13 protein-coding genes are annotated in these 14,649 nt (G+C 26.7%); 8 read left to right on the top strand and 5 right to left on the bottom strand.

From position 1 onward, the window contains the following. The first annotated feature begins 459 nt into the window (after window positions 1-459). A complete protein-coding gene (locus A966_RS12110; RefSeq protein ID WP_008726031.1) occupies window positions 460-1,347 on the top strand; it encodes a DUF58 domain-containing protein in 888 nt (295 codons plus the stop codon). Between the two features lie 19 nt (window positions 1,348-1,366). After that, window positions 1,367-2,716 carry an MATE family efflux transporter gene (locus A966_RS12105; protein WP_008726029.1) on the top strand — a complete coding sequence of 450 codons (1,350 nt, stop codon included), beginning with the start codon at window positions 1,367-1,369 and terminating at the stop codon, window positions 2,714-2,716. Between the two features lie 10 nt (window positions 2,717-2,726). Here the strand turns inward: A966_RS12105 and A966_RS12100 are convergent, their stop codons facing one another. The 5 genes from A966_RS12100 to A966_RS12080 all read right to left on the bottom strand — a co-directional run bounded on the left by A966_RS12100 (window position 2,727) and on the right by A966_RS12080 (window position 9,260). Continuing rightward, the gene (locus A966_RS12100; RefSeq protein ID WP_008726027.1) at window positions 2,727-3,980 is read right to left on the bottom strand and encodes an LptF/LptG family permease; all 1,254 of its coding nucleotides are present in this window, start codon (window positions 3,978-3,980) and stop codon (window positions 2,727-2,729) included. A gap of 2 nt (window positions 3,981-3,982) precedes the next feature. Further along, entirely contained in the window at window positions 3,983-4,549 is a 567-nt protein-coding gene (locus tag A966_RS12095; RefSeq protein WP_039955670.1) for a hypothetical protein, read from the bottom strand. After that, window positions 4,549-5,646, bottom strand: a complete 1,098-nt coding sequence (gene sppA, locus A966_RS12090; protein ID WP_008726022.1) for a signal peptide peptidase SppA — start codon at window positions 5,644-5,646, stop codon at window positions 4,549-4,551. The genes A966_RS12095 and sppA overlap by 1 nt, the downstream gene beginning before the upstream one ends. Then, window positions 5,538-7,451 (bottom strand): ribonuclease J, encoded by a 1,914-nt coding sequence (locus tag A966_RS12085; protein ID WP_008726020.1) that lies wholly within the window; start codon window positions 7,449-7,451, stop codon window positions 5,538-5,540. Before A966_RS12085 ends, sppA begins: the two co-directional genes overlap by 109 nt. 192 nt (window positions 7,452-7,643) lie before the next feature. Then, on the bottom strand, window positions 7,644-9,260 hold the full coding sequence (locus tag A966_RS12080; RefSeq protein WP_008726019.1) for a PD40 domain-containing protein: 1,617 nt from the start codon (window positions 9,258-9,260) through the stop codon (window positions 7,644-7,646). Window positions 9,261-9,406: 146 nt separating this feature from the next. On the opposite strand from A966_RS12080, the gene A966_RS12075 reads away from it, so the two are divergent. The 6 genes from A966_RS12075 (at window position 9,407) to A966_RS12050 (ending at window position 14,575) form a co-directional block, all read left to right on the top strand. After that, window positions 9,407-9,829, top strand: a complete 423-nt coding sequence (locus tag A966_RS12075) for a hypothetical protein (RefSeq protein WP_008726017.1) — start codon at window positions 9,407-9,409, stop codon at window positions 9,827-9,829. 71 nt (window positions 9,830-9,900) lie between these two features. Beyond that, window positions 9,901-10,257, top strand: a complete 357-nt coding sequence (locus A966_RS12070; protein ID WP_008726015.1) for an FMN-binding protein — start codon at window positions 9,901-9,903, stop codon at window positions 10,255-10,257. A gap of 466 nt (window positions 10,258-10,723) precedes the next feature. Beyond that, window positions 10,724-11,665: an ADP-ribosylglycohydrolase family protein gene (locus tag A966_RS12065; protein ID WP_008726013.1), complete on the top strand. Its 942-nt coding sequence runs from the start codon at window positions 10,724-10,726 to the stop codon at window positions 11,663-11,665. A 20-nt stretch (window positions 11,666-11,685) separates the two neighbouring features. Further along, on the top strand, window positions 11,686-12,327 hold the full coding sequence (locus tag A966_RS12060) for a Pr6Pr family membrane protein (protein WP_008726011.1): 642 nt from the start codon (window positions 11,686-11,688) through the stop codon (window positions 12,325-12,327). A gap of 588 nt (window positions 12,328-12,915) precedes the next feature. Beyond that, the gene (locus A966_RS12055; RefSeq protein WP_008726009.1) at window positions 12,916-13,179 is read left to right on the top strand and encodes a hypothetical protein; all 264 of its coding nucleotides are present in this window, start codon (window positions 12,916-12,918) and stop codon (window positions 13,177-13,179) included. Window positions 13,180-13,495: 316 nt separating this feature from the next. Continuing rightward, window positions 13,496-14,575: a hypothetical protein gene (locus A966_RS12050; RefSeq protein ID WP_008726006.1), complete on the top strand. Its 1,080-nt coding sequence runs from the start codon at window positions 13,496-13,498 to the stop codon at window positions 14,573-14,575. Window positions 14,576-14,649 lie beyond the last annotated feature (74 nt).

Below are 14,649 nucleotides of genomic sequence, written 5' to 3'. Positions count from 1 at the left end.
CAAAATAAAAATTGCGAGCATCCGTTAAGTTTACTTGACGGATTTTTTATAGCGTACAATTTTTATGATAGTGATAATCAAAATAAAAATTGCGAGCATCCGTTAAGTTTACTTGACGGATCTTTATAGCGAACAATTTTTATGGTAGTAATAAACAAAATAAAAATTGTGAGTATCCGTTAAGTTTACTTGACGGATTTTTTATAGCGAACAATTTTTATTAATATAATAATTTATTATTGATCGCGATAAACTTTATTAAAAATAGCTGATAATATGATTATCTATTAATAAAAAATACATACGAAGTCATTTTGTATATTCAGGCTGTTTTATGTATAGTAAAATATAGCGGCAACAAAATATAAATAATTTTAACCGTTCATTTTACTTAAAGGTATTGTTTTTTATTTCTTAATAATATAATATTATGCACAATAAAAAAATTATAGGATATCAATGTTTAAAGACAGCGGCATAACAACTCAGGATTTACTTAGATCCGTAAGACAAATAGAGATAAAAACTTCAAGAATAGTGAACTCATATTTTGCAGGGCAGTATCATTCTGCTTTCAAAGGACAGGGTATAGAGTTTGATGAAGTTAGAAAGTATACTATAGGCGATGATGTGAGAGCTATGGATTGGAAGGTTAGTGCTAGATATAATGAGCCTTTCATAAAACGTTTTAGAGAAGAAAGAGAACTTAGTGTTGTAATACTTGCCGATTTTTCAGCATCTACAGATTTCGGCTTCACTAAAACAAAACATAATTTAATAGTTGAGCTTAGTGCATTGCTTAGCTTTTCAGCTTTAAAAAATAATGATAAAGTAGGACTTTTAATATTTACTGATACGGTTGAGAAATTTATTCCTTTAAATAAAGGCAAAAATCATGTTCTTAGAATAATAAGAGAGCTTATAGAATTTACTCCTAAAAGCACGCAGACTAATATAGCCAGTGCATTAGAATATTTTAACAGAATACAGAAAAGAGACAGCATCACTTTTTTGATAACAGATGCCTGCTGCGAACTTCCTAAAAAGGAAATAGATATTACAAGAAAGCGTCATGATTTTATAGTATGTTTGGTTAATGATAGGCTTGAGTATCATCTTCCTAATTTGGGCGGTACTTTGGTGTTGTCTGATTTGGAAAATGATGATTATGTTTATTTCGATATGTCTAATAAAAAAATAAGGGAAGAATATCTTAATGAGCAGAATAGGATTATGGAAGAAAGATTAGATTTTTTAAAAAGAAATTCTATAGAGCGTATAATTCTTGATACTTCTAGTGATTATGTTAATGATGTAATGAAGTTTTTTGTCAAAAGAAAAAGATAAGTAAATTTTAGGATTTATTATGACAAAAGATATGACTGTCGGAAGTCCGTTTAAAACTATAATATATTTTTCTATACCAATGCTTATAGGAGGAATATTTCAGCAATTTTATAGTGTTGCAGATACAATTATAATAGGTAAATTTGCAGGTTCTAGGGCTTTAGCTTCTATTGGTGCAACAACTTCAACTATGTTTTTCTTTTTATCATTTGCTGTAGGTTTTACGAATGCTTTTTCTATAGTTATGGGACAGTTTTTTGGGGCTAAAAATGAGGTTATGATTAAAAGGACTTTTTTAAACTCCATTTATATAACATTGGGCAGTTCTTTAATACTTTTGATATTTGGTTTATTTTTTTCAAAGTATTTGATGATTCTTTTAAAAACGCCCCCTGATATTATAGAAAATTCTATAATTTATTTGAAAATATGTGTAGGCTTATCATTCGGACAGCTTTTTTATAATGGTGCTGCTAGTATATTGAGAGCTTTGGGAGACAGTAAAACTCCTTTATATTTTTTAATACTTACAACTATACTCAATATTATATTAGATTTAATTTTTGTTGTTTTATTAGATATGAGTGTTGCTGGTGTTGCAATAGCTACTGTAATATCTCAAATGATTTCAGCTATTTTAAGCATACTATATATAGTGAAGAAATTTCCTATTTTACAATTAAAGAAAAGTGATATGGTATTTGAGTTTGATAATTTATTTATGATAATAAAAATAGGCATATCTATGAGTATACAGGCTATATTTTTATCAATAGGTGAAATGATTATAAGCGGAGTAGTTAATACTTTCGGTACTAATGTTGTGGCATCATATACTACAGGAAATAGAATAAATCAATTTGCATCTATGGCATTTTTTGTTATTTCTGAGGCTTTTGCGGTATATACGGCACAAAATTTCGGAGCTGGTAAGATTGATAGGATAAAAGAAGGTTTCAGAAGTATAATATTACTTTCTCTATCATTGAGTGTATTGTCTGCTGTAATAATATTTTTATTTGGAGATCATTTAGTGAGAATATTTATATCTAGTAAAGATGAGTATATAGATATAATATCAGAGATATGTAAAGGATATCTTAGAATATCTTCTTTATTCTATCCGTTTTTAGGGATAATACTTTTATATAATAATTCTGTAAGGGCTATTGGAAAAGCATTGATTCCTTTAATATCCGGAATAACTGAACTTGTTATAAAAGTTGGAGGGTCTGTATTTTTATCAATACCATTAGGATATGTTGGAATATGGTTTGCAAATCCTGTAGGCTGGGCTATAGGAATAATTCCTACTTGTATATATTTTCATAAATATGCTTTTAATAAAAAAACTAATAATGTTTATTAAATTGATAATTTTATTTTCCCCTGCTGAAGAAAGATCTTATCATGAAAAAACTTCCCATCGCAGCTAAAACTATATTTGGAAACCACATGGCAATAATAGGAGGTACTTTTTTACCGCCTGCTATTAATTCTGCTGCAGTAATAAGCAAATAATATATAACAACCACTATTACAGATAGTCCGAATCCAAACCCTTTGCCGCTTCTTTTTCCAACTATTCCCAAAGGAGCTCCTATTAAAACCATAAATAAACATGCAGCAGGTATAGAAATAAATTTATGAAACTCTACATAGTAAAAATATGGTACAGATTCCTCAATAGCTTTTTCTTTTAAAGCTTTTAATTCTGCTGAATTGGTTTGTATATATTCATTAGAAAATGAAGTTATAGTAACAGCATTAGTATCTATGTTATTATAAGCATTTATTATCATTCCATTTATTTGATTATCAGCAGATTTACTTGCAGCTGCTTTTGAATCATTTATTTTTTTCATTATTTCCCAAGAAGGCATTTCTCTTAATCCTCTTTCATGAGAAGTCAATGTACTTACATTTCTTACAATATTGATATCCATAGAATCAAATACAGTATAATCATTAGTAATAAATCCATATCCCGGCATTTCCTGTACAACACCGTCATATAAAGTTAAAGTTACTACCTGAGCATTAGCCTCATTATTTTTCCAAAGACCATATTTAGCAGTTATTACTCTTTTAGTTTCGGATCTGTCATATATTACAACATTAGACATACTTGTATCATCAGCATATTTTGAGCCTATTGATAATCCCATATCTTGAATATCAGAGAACTCTAATTTTCCCACTGCTATAGAAGGTTTGATATTAACCATATATGAAATTAATGCTCTGTATCTGTAATTAGATTCAGACATAACAACATTATTAAAAAATAATGAAAAACAGAATGTAATAATACCTAATATTATAATAGGGGCATATATTCTCATATGGGGAAATCCCAAAGCACGCATTACTATTATCTCATTGTCTGAAGAAAGTCTGCCGTATCCTATGATGCTTGCCATAAGTATAGACATAGGTATTGTTATTGCAATATTAAAAGGAAGCATATATACAAATACTTCCAATGACATTAATAAAGGGGCACCATTATTTACAATAAGTCTTATTAATTCAGGCAGAAGCTGTATTACAAATACAAATGTAAAAAATAAAATACCCGCAAAGAATGGACCTATAGTTTCAATGATTATATATTTGTTAATTTTTTTCATAATTATATATAGCTAATAAAAACTCCAAATACTAATATTGCTAATGATATATATAATAGATAATCACATATTATAGGAGCTATTAAAACTAAAAATGCTTTTAATGAGCTTTCTATATTAAATGAGTATTTTATATTATTATAAAGCAAAATTATATAATACAACTGCAATAGCAATAAAACTGCAATTTGTATAAAATACAGATAAGAAAATCTTCCAAATATTAATGTTATAGGAAGAATAAGAATAAATATTCCATATATACCAAAACAGTTATTAATAAAAGTTGTTATATATTTTTTATCATTATTTTTAAAAAATATTGATATTGTGAGATTAATAACAGCTATTTTACCTATATTTGATATTGCAATATATGCTGCTAAACCAAATGATAATATAATTAAAGTTAATATACTAGATTTAGATGATGCTGTATATAATGCTGATATAGCTATGCTTAAAGAGGCAAGTAAATATATAAAGATAGAATATTCAAAATTTATAGATTTTTTTATAGCCTCTTTAGGTTTTAATATATAATAGTATATAGCTTCATGTAACTGCATTAATTTACTCCATTATAATTTGGAATATAAATATACATAGGCACACCAATATATTTTGTATTCATTATTTCTTCATAAGGAAAAGGAATACCAGATTTTGGCTTAATAGTTTCTGAGATATTTGCAAAGAATAAATTCAGCACATCATTTTTTTCTTTAGGTCTGTCTATTATATAAGGCTCTTCGTCTTCTATACCTCCCATTTTTGCTGCTTCTTTTACAGCATCATGCAAAGTTCCTATAGAATCTATAAGTCCTATTTCCAATGCTTTTTTTCCGCTGAATACTCTGCCGTCAAATATATCTTCTCTATTACCCTTTATTTTATCTCCTCTTGATTTTTCAACAACATTTGTAAATTGTCCCACAAATTCATCTGTCATATCCTGCCAATATGCAAGCTCATCTTCTCTAGGGGCTCTGAAAGGAGACAAAGAATCTTTATTTCTTCCGCTTTTTATAGTGTACATTTTTATTCCGTACTTGTCCATCAATTCTGATATGTTAAAGAATTGAGATATGACCCCTATACTTCCTGTGAGAGTTGATTCATTAGCATATATTTTATCTGCTATCATTGATATATAGTATCCGCCGCTTGCTGCCATTGATCTGAAAGATGCTACTATTGGTTTAGGATATTTTTCTTTTAATTCCTGTAAATATTTTAAAGCCTCTTCACATGAAGTTAAAGACCCTCCTGGACTGTCAACTTGAAGTACAATAGCCTTAACTTTCGGATGCTGCATATAATATTCAAAATCTGAAATAAGCTCTTCTGTTACGGAAGGATATTCCATACCTAAACTGTTCTTTCTTTTTATATGAGTTATAACTCCATTTAAATCTATTATTGCTATTCCGTCTTTCAAAGCAGACTTTGATTGTATAGAAGAATTAATATTTGATGATATATTAATATTTTCACTTTTTAAAAATATACTAGCAGCTCCTATAATTATTGATATTATTATAAGTAATGTAAATATTAACTCTCTTTTGCTGCTTTTTTCTTTTTTGATTTCGTTCTTTTTATCTGTGAGGAATTCTTTTTTGTTACTGTCTTCTTGATTCTCTTTTTCTTCTTCGTATGACATTTTGTTTTCTCCTTATTATCTTCTGTTTCTGTATTTTCTATATTTGCTATGCTATTGTTAGAAATATTATTATTTTCATCATTATTATTATGTGATTGTTCTATATATAAATGCTCCATATACAAACATACGAATATTACAGGTTCTCTGCCTATTATCTGAATAAATTTTTTGCGTAGAGCTTCTCTTACTTCATATTTTATAGTAGAAGGGGTTTTTTTATTTCTATTTAATAACTTTCTAACAGCTTCTATTGCTGAGTTTATTCCTTCTTCTCTTAACTGTTCAGTTTTATTGATAATACCTTCTTTTTCTCCGCCTGTATATGTAAAGCCTTTACTTTCTAAATCCACTTTTATATCATACTGTCCTGCAGCATTTTTCTTAGCTACAACATTAGCAACTACTACTCCGTTAAGAGATAATTGCTCCCTATCATAGAATATACTTTCCTCTAAATCTCCTACACCTTTTCCATCAACATATATATTTCTTATATCTATAGGATCTGTGATTTTTGCTTCTAAAGTTTCATCTATTTCAAGTACATCTCCATTATAAAGCAGGAATCCTTTAGTATCTAATCCATTCAGATTTTCAACTAATTTTATATGGCTAATTAAATGTCTTTTCTCTCCATGTATAGGAACAAAATATTTAGGTTTTACTAATCTGTACATTAATTTTAAATCTTCGCTGGAAGCATGTCCTGATACATGAAGAAGTTTTTTATCTTCGCCAACCATTTTAGCACCGAGATCAAACAGATTATTTATCATTCTAGTAACTGCCATTTCATTTCCAGGTATAACGCTTGATGAGAATATAACCATATCCCCATCTTCTACTTTTATATGTTTATGAGCCTCTGCTGCTATAAGCGATAATGAGGAATAAGGTTCTCCCTGAGTTCCTGTAGTTATGCATACTATTTTTTCTCTAGGATATTTATTTATTTTATCTATTGGTATAACTATATCATATAGATTTAAATATCCCATATCCTGAGCAATTTTAGTAAACTTTATTAAGCTTCTTCCTGAGAATGCTACAAATTTATTATTAACTTTTGCAGCGGTTACTAAATCCTGTATTCTTTCTATGCTGCTTGCAAATACGGCAACGATAATCATTCCGTCTTCATAAGCGAATAGGGGAGTCATATTGTTTTGAACAACGCTTTCACTCATAGAAAATCCTTCTCTCTGACAGTTCGTGGAATCTGCCAGCATAAGAAGAACTCCGTTTTCTCCGTATTCAGCAAATTTGTAAAGATCTATAAATCTATCTGTTGTTGGGTTTAAATCTATTTTGAAATCCCCAGTATGTATTATAACTCCAAGAGGCGTTGTTATTGCTACTCCAACTCCGTCAGGTATGCTATGATTTACCCTTATAAATTCTATATCAAAATTCATTCCTAATTGTATTTTATTTCTAGGCTCAACTTCATGTAATTTTGCATCTTTATATTCATTTTTATAATCATTTAATTTAGCTCTTAAAAAAGCCAAAGTAAGTCTTGAACCGTATATAGGAATATCAGGAAATTTTCTAAGAAAATGAGGTATGGCACCTATATGATCTTCATGACCATGAGTGAGTATAAGTCCTATTATATTTTTATCTTCTAAATATGAAGTATCAGGAATCACATAATCTATACCCAGCATATGATATCTTGGAAACATAAATCCGCAGTCTACTATTAGAAGTTCATTTCCATATTCTATAACAGTCATATTCATACCTATTTCCTGTACTCCGCCAAGAGGTATGATTCTTATTTTATCATTATTATTCATTCATTAACTACTTTATATTTAAATTATTTTATATTTAAATTAGTAAAATAAAATTCAAATTTATTTTTTATTTTAACTATAATCAAAATTAAGTCAAGTTATAATTTTAATAGATAAATTAGTTTGAAATTATAATGCGTAAACCATTATTCAGATTTACGCATTAAAAATATAGTCAGAAGATTATAATAACTATTGCTGATTATTCAATATCATTCCATTTTTTATTATAAAAATATTCTTTCCGTCAGATACTATTGATAAAGCATCTTCCTGATTATTATCCATAGCCGATACATAATCATATCCGCCGAATTCTCTTCTTATAGAATTATTTTTATTCATTATGAAGTAATAATATTTTCCAAGTCTTTCTCCTGTAAATGCAAATGAATCTCCTAAAAACTTAAATGAAGTTATTCTATTATAAGAAGGACTTTCAAAGTCATTAGCTATTATATATTCTCTGTCATTCATAGAAGCATTATAAACCAAACTATTATTTGTAGAGAAATATATATCATTTACTTTATCAAAGTTTCTAGGAAGTCTTTTTCCATTAACTATTAAAAACGATACATTATTTGTCTGTGCTGAGTAGGCAAATATTGTACTGTCAAGAGAGTATTTATAATTATGTATCATATCATAATTAGTAGTCATATTACCGCCTACATACAACTGCATTGTGTTATTAGTATTAATATTGATAAATACTAATGTTTTACCGTCAGGTGAGAATGACATATTAGTTACTGAATTAAACTCTCCGTAATTTCTTCCATTAGCTATAACGCTTGTCATTATAAATTCATTACTGATAATTGAATTTGTAAATTCTGCTGCTGCTGGAAGTTCTGTTAATTCATTGTATCTTATATTTGTTATTACATTTGTTACAACCATTAAAGCTATAGTATTGGATTGTCCTTTTACTGTTATACCTTCTTCATTTGTATAGACACTGATATTTGAAAGATTATAATTTGTTACTGTTGTTGTATTGGTAACTATTTCATTAGTATTAGTATTTGTAATAAAATTATTTGAAATAGAATCATTTGAACTAATCATATTTGTTGAATTAGTATTCATTTCAGGCATAGCTTTTACTGCATAAGCTATACTATTATTATTAAATGAAGCTAAATCATCTACTAATCTAAAACTCTCACTATCGTTGCTTCCTGTAAATATAACAGCATTTCCTTCATTTTCTATAACATATACTATATTGTTTCCGTCATTTGAAAATTTAAGTCTGTCTGCTTTACCTGACACCTGTTTTTCTTCTCCATTGATATTAACAAAATACTGTCCGTCTCTTGAATAAGAAAAAGCGTAAGAATTATCATTAATAACACTGTCATATAATTCAGAATACTGCACTTTAGCTTCTCCATTTACAACAGCCACTCCATAATTCATTAATCTTGCAAATATTATAGAATTATTTCCTGAGAAAATTTCTCTTTCTATAGAATCAAATTCCTGTTCAACATTTCCATATATTAAAACCCACATATCTTTACCAAGAGAAGTTTTCAGCATAGTTGCAATTAAAGTTCCATTAGGAAGTATTTTGATACTGCCGGCATCTTTATACCCTGTTAATCTGGCATTTTTATATATTATATCAAAAGTTTTTCCAGAATTAGCAGTATTTTTTTCTATTATTACTGCATAATTTGTTTCTGATAAAATATATGAATTATTTAGTTTTTCTCCGATTTGAAATGTGTATATTTGAGTGAATCCTCTTGCACATAATAAAAGAAATACTATAGAGATAATGTATAACTTTTTCATAATAATTCCTGCTGCTAATATTATATATTTTTTTATATATTCGGAACTATTATACTCTAAAATTAATAATTATGTATAATAATATGCTTAAAAAAAATAAAATTTTGACGAATATTTTTCAGAGTTATTTTAAATTTGGAGGCTATATGAAATACTGCTATATCATTATAATTATTTTTACTCTGCTTGTATCATGCAAATCTGCTGAAAAAACTGTTTCTATCAATAATAATATCAATTTTAATGAAGGCTGGGTTAATGAGAATAAATTTATAGCTACTTCTATAGGATATCCTGATGGTTATGCAGTAACCAAAGATGAAATTGAAACAAGTGCCTTTAATGCAGCATTAGCATTATCAAAGGTAAAAATAGAAAATGCTTTTGCAAAAGAACTTCCAAATAATAAATATGAAAATAATGAGTTAAAAAATATAGTAGAAAAATATATAAAAGTAGAATATTCAAGTTTTGTTGATGATAGATACTGTCAAATAAAGACAACTGTAGAATATAACAACCTATTAGGGCTTCTTAGGGACGGAAATATAGAAAAAATATTAAATTAGCTTTACAATTTTTTTACTTTTCTCTGTTTATGAAGTTTTAATAAACAACTATATTAAAAAAGGGGATATGTATGAGTCTTAAAAAAGTGTTATTTTTAGTAGTGACAGTTCTTTTTGCAGCTAGCTTATTCTTGTTTGCTCAAGGAAAAGTTGATCTAGCTAAAGTACCTGATGGTACATATTTAGGAAATTACAAAGCTACTTATAAAACAAGACAAGGAGACTATCAAGCTAAAGTTACTGTTGCAGGCGGTAAATTAACTAAAGTTGTGTTAACAAAATGTGCACATAGTTCCGGACCTGCAAGAGGAAAAGCTGCTTATGATAAAATGATCGCAGCTAACAATATTTATGTTGATGGTGTAAGCGGTGCTACTTGGGCTGCATTAGTAGAAGATGCTTTAACTAAGTTAACTCCTGCTAAGTAATTAAATTAATAAGAAATTTACTAACCATGGCGTATCTAATATTTTTAGATACGCTTTTTTTATTATTTTCAAATTATAATTTTTTCATTTTATATTGATACTTTTAGTATATCTATTATAATTTTAATCAATTATTAATTTTATTGCATTTTTATTAATTAGACCTGTTGCAATTTTGTATTTTTATACAGTTATGATTAAAAATACATAATATAAATTTTATTTATAGTAGTTTTATATATTATTTTTTGTTTTAAATGTAATATAATTTTATACAAATAAGATATAAAAATGCAGTCTTTTTGCTTCTCGCCGAAGGCGTACTTCGTATGTGCCAACAAAAGAAGTGGGGTTTGGGGCAAAGCCCCAATTATTATAACTATAAATATTATTTTTAAATTTATTATATAATAATATCACTATATGTATGTACAAAATTGCAACAGGTCTATTGGATTATTTTTATATGAGTTTGGAAAATAAGCTTAAATCTTCAATATTAGGTCTTGCTGTAGGAGATGCTTTGGGGGTACCTTATGAATTTATATCAAGGGATATTATTAAAAAGAATCCTTGCAAAGATATGATTGGAAATGGTACTCATAATAAAAAAGCGGGTACTTGGTCTGATGATACTAGTTTAACATTATGTTTACTTGATAATTTGAATAATAAAGATATAAGTTATAATAATATTATGAATAGTTTTATGTTATGGTATGATAATGGAGAGTATACTGCTGACGGACATACATTTGATGTTGGAATAACAACAAGAGAGGCTATAAGTAATTATAAAAATGGAAAAAATCCCATAAAATGCGGATTGTATGATGAATACAGTAATGGAAATGGTTCTTTGATGAGGATACTCCCAATTTCCTTTTATATAAAGAAATATTTTGATTGTGAATTATTTGAAAATAATGAAGTGATAAATATAATATACAATGTTTCTTCATTAACTCATTCTCATAAAAGAAGTTTGATAGCATGTGTAATATATACGGCTATAGCATTAAATTTAATAAATGACATAAATATTGAAGAAGCTATTAGTAAAGGATTAAAAGATTCTTATAACTATTATAAAAATGAAAAAGAACTTGATTATTACAAAAGAATATTTGATTCTGACTTTAAAAAACTTCATGAAAAAGAAATAAAAAGCAGCGGATATGTTGTTCATACATTGGAGACTTCTATATGGATATTATTAAATACTTCAAATTATAAGGATGCTGTATTAAAGGCTGTTAATTTAGGAGATGATACTGATACTACAGCAGCAGTAACCGGAGGACTTGCAGGTTTATATTATTGTATAGATAATATTCCAGATAAATGGATTGATACTTTAATTAATAAAGAATTGATAATGAATATTTGCAGTAAATTTTTTGAGTAATTATATTGATTGGAATTAATATGATAAAAAATAATTTTTCTATAATATATAAAACAATAATAATTATAATTGGTATTTTTGCAGTATTCCATGGATTTTTTTATGATAATTTTAAACTTGATATAGAAACCGCATACTACTTCACATATCAAAGCAATATACTTGTAATAGTGTATTTTATTTTAGACATTTTCAATATTATAAATAAAAAAGAAACATTTTATCCAAGATTGAAAGGTGCAGTTACTATGTCTATAACAGTTACATTTTTGGTATATCATTTTTTATTAAGTCCTACAGCTGATAAATATATTGGATTTGCCTATATAAGAAATGTGATAGTTCATTATATAGTACCTATTATGACTATTTTTGATTATATTATTTTTGATAAGAAAGGCATTTATAAAATAATAGATCCTATTCTTTGGCTTATAATACCGCTTTTATATTTTATGTTTGTACTTGTAAGGGCTAGAGTAGGAAGTCCTTTTTCGGATGGAAGTTATTATCCTTACTTTTTTGTTGATATAGATAAATACGGACTTAAAACTGTATTAAGAAATGTATTTTTTATCACTTTGTTTTTTGCTTTTTTGGGTTATATAGAATATTTTATTGACAGATTTTTTAACAAAGTATTTACTAAACATGATAAATAATTTTATTTATTATATAATAGACTTGTTTCCAAACTACTTGACAAGATTATATATAAAAATTTCGTAATTTTATAATTTACAAAATAATGTTTCACATGTTTTATAAATTATTATTTTAGTATATAAATATGCAGTCCTTTTGCTTCTTTGGGTCACCAAAAGAAGTGGGGGGGTGGGGGCTAGTCCCCACAAAATTATAAAAAATTAGTTTTGAAACAAGTCTAATAAATCTTATAATTAAATTCTAAGTAAGCCTAAAAACTTTTATTTTGTAATGGTTTTATTTTTATACAGACAAAAGTGAATTCAGAATATATATAATAAAAGAATGCCATACTTCTAAAATAATAAAAAACTTTTGATATCGTAGAATGAAATTATTTTTAAATCAGCAGATTAAAAATGTATAATTATTTAAATGTTAATTAATTTCCTTGTTTAATTCATATCCAAAAAAGTGTCAGAATTTGTCATACCTTAAGATTATAATTAAATTAAAAAGTTAAAAGGATATAATAGTTATAGAAGAATTAAACAGACAAAATAAAAAATATATTATACAAGATAAATACGCAAAAGGAGAATAATATGGGAATATTCAAAAAATTATTTGAAAAGTTTGATGGTGTGATTATAAGTGATAATTTAGCATATTTCGATATTAATGATGATGCCAAGTGTGGTAAAAAGAAACGTGAAAAATTAGAATTCCTTAGAAGTGAAAGAGAGTATTACAAAATTGAACTCGAAAAAGAAAAAAATAAACCTAAAAAATCGCTGATTCGTGTCTGGGATTTGGAATGTAAATTAGGTGAAATTGAAGATCTCATAATTAAAGAACTTAAAAAATAATTCGATTTCATAAAAAATAGAAAATAAAGATATTCTTTATTATCTCTTTTTTCTTTTTTTACAAGTCTATAGAATTAAATTATTTTTTTAATCAGCAGATTAAAAATGTATAATTATTTAAATGTTAATTAATTTTGTTTATTTAATTTTTATTCAAAAAAGTGTCAGAATTTGTCATACATGCATATTATAATTAAGTTAAAAATTTAAAAGGACATAAATCTATGGAAGAATTAAACAGACAAAATAAAAAATATATTATACAAGATAAAAACGATTACTATTATACTAAAAATTCATTTATACTAAAAATTCATTGAATTATTTTTTAGAAGAACTTGATAAACTCATAGAAAAAAATAATATAGAAATAGAAGAAGCAGATAAACTCATAATAAATGATCATCATAATTGTTCAGTATATACTTTTATAAGAGTATTAGAAAAATATTTAATAAGAATTAACTTTGAACAGTTTGTGCATCCAGATCCAGAAATACAAAAAAACTTATTGGGTTGGGATTATAAATGTTTATTAGAAAAGGATAAATTTCCAGAGGTTTATGAAAAGTATCATAATGATAAATTTCCTATACTAGATGATGAGTTTTCAGAATTGCATGTATATGAAGAAGATGACGGAATGTATGAACTATTAATTCCTTCTTGGTATTATGAATATGATAACAGCGAGTACAGAGATTTTATAGAAAAAGAAAGAAAAGAGTATAATGAAGAAGATAAAAAAGAAATGATTTCTGAAAAGTATAGAAAGAATGGATATATATATTTTGAAACTAAAGAATTAGTTGATGAGTTTTTTGAAAGCGGAGAAGTTGATTCAAGAAGATGGAATATGGAATGGGGAAGCGAAAATAAGAATGAAGCAATGAAGTATTTTGATGAAAGATGTAGCAAACATTGGGAAGAAGAATACCAGAGAGAATTGGATAAATATAATATCACAGATTATGATGACTGTATGAAAAGTTATATTATATACGACGAAGAAGATATTGATTATTATTTTGAAAATAGAGATTTATTTTCATTTCCTTTTTTTATAACAGGATACAATGAATTATTTGAACATTTTTATAAAAAACTTATGAAAGACAGAGAAGAAGTTAATAATTCTATAAATGATGATATAAAAGAGAAATGCGACAGGCTTTTATATGATTATATGTTGGGATACAGTCCTAATCATAGATTTGCTCCTAATAAGGCTATTTATGTATTAAAAGAATATATCAAAGAAAATTACAAAGATAATTCCAAAGAGTATATTGATTTAGCTTTAAGGTACATTATGAATTATACAAGACATTTAGACAGGGACAAACTTATAGAAAGATATTTCAAAGGTGATAAGAGATTTTTATATAAGCTGTAATTATTTATACTGATTTATTATTTAAAAACCTACCGTGAAGCCGTTTTTTGTACCTCTATATAATAAAAATATAG

The sequence above is a fragment of the Brachyspira hampsonii 30446 genome, assembly GCF_000316195.1.
GTDB classification, from domain to species: domain Bacteria; phylum Spirochaetota; class Brachyspiria; order Brachyspirales; family Brachyspiraceae; genus Brachyspira; species Brachyspira hampsonii_C.
The sequence above is the reverse complement of the archived record's forward strand: the minus strand, read 5'-3'. Positions and strand labels throughout refer to the sequence as shown.

Coding starts and splice junctions, on each gene's coding strand:
- A966_RS12110 (WP_008726031.1), top strand. CDS start 460: ATGTTTAAAGACAGCGGCATAACAACTCAGGATTTACTTAGATCCGTA.
- A966_RS12105 (WP_008726029.1), top strand. CDS start 1,367: ATGACAAAAGATATGACTGTCGGAAGTCCGTTTAAAACTATAATATAT.
- A966_RS12100 (WP_008726027.1), bottom strand. CDS start 3,980: ATGAAAAAAATTAACAAATATATAATCATTGAAACTATAGGTCCATTC.
- A966_RS12095 (WP_039955670.1), bottom strand. CDS start 4,549: ATGCAGTTACATGAAGCTATATACTATTATATATTAAAACCTAAAGAG.
- sppA (WP_008726022.1), bottom strand. CDS start 5,646: ATGTCATACGAAGAAGAAAAAGAGAATCAAGAAGACAGTAACAAAAAA.
- A966_RS12085 (WP_008726020.1), bottom strand. CDS start 7,451: ATGAATAATAATGATAAAATAAGAATCATACCTCTTGGCGGAGTACAG.
- A966_RS12080 (WP_008726019.1), bottom strand. CDS start 9,260: ATGAAAAAGTTATACATTATCTCTATAGTATTTCTTTTATTATGTGCA.
- A966_RS12075 (WP_008726017.1), top strand. CDS start 9,407: ATGAAATACTGCTATATCATTATAATTATTTTTACTCTGCTTGTATCA.
- A966_RS12070 (WP_008726015.1), top strand. CDS start 9,901: ATGAGTCTTAAAAAAGTGTTATTTTTAGTAGTGACAGTTCTTTTTGCA.
- A966_RS12065 (WP_008726013.1), top strand. CDS start 10,724: ATGAGTTTGGAAAATAAGCTTAAATCTTCAATATTAGGTCTTGCTGTA.
- A966_RS12060 (WP_008726011.1), top strand. CDS start 11,686: ATGATAAAAAATAATTTTTCTATAATATATAAAACAATAATAATTATA.
- A966_RS12055 (WP_008726009.1), top strand. CDS start 12,916: ATGGGAATATTCAAAAAATTATTTGAAAAGTTTGATGGTGTGATTATA.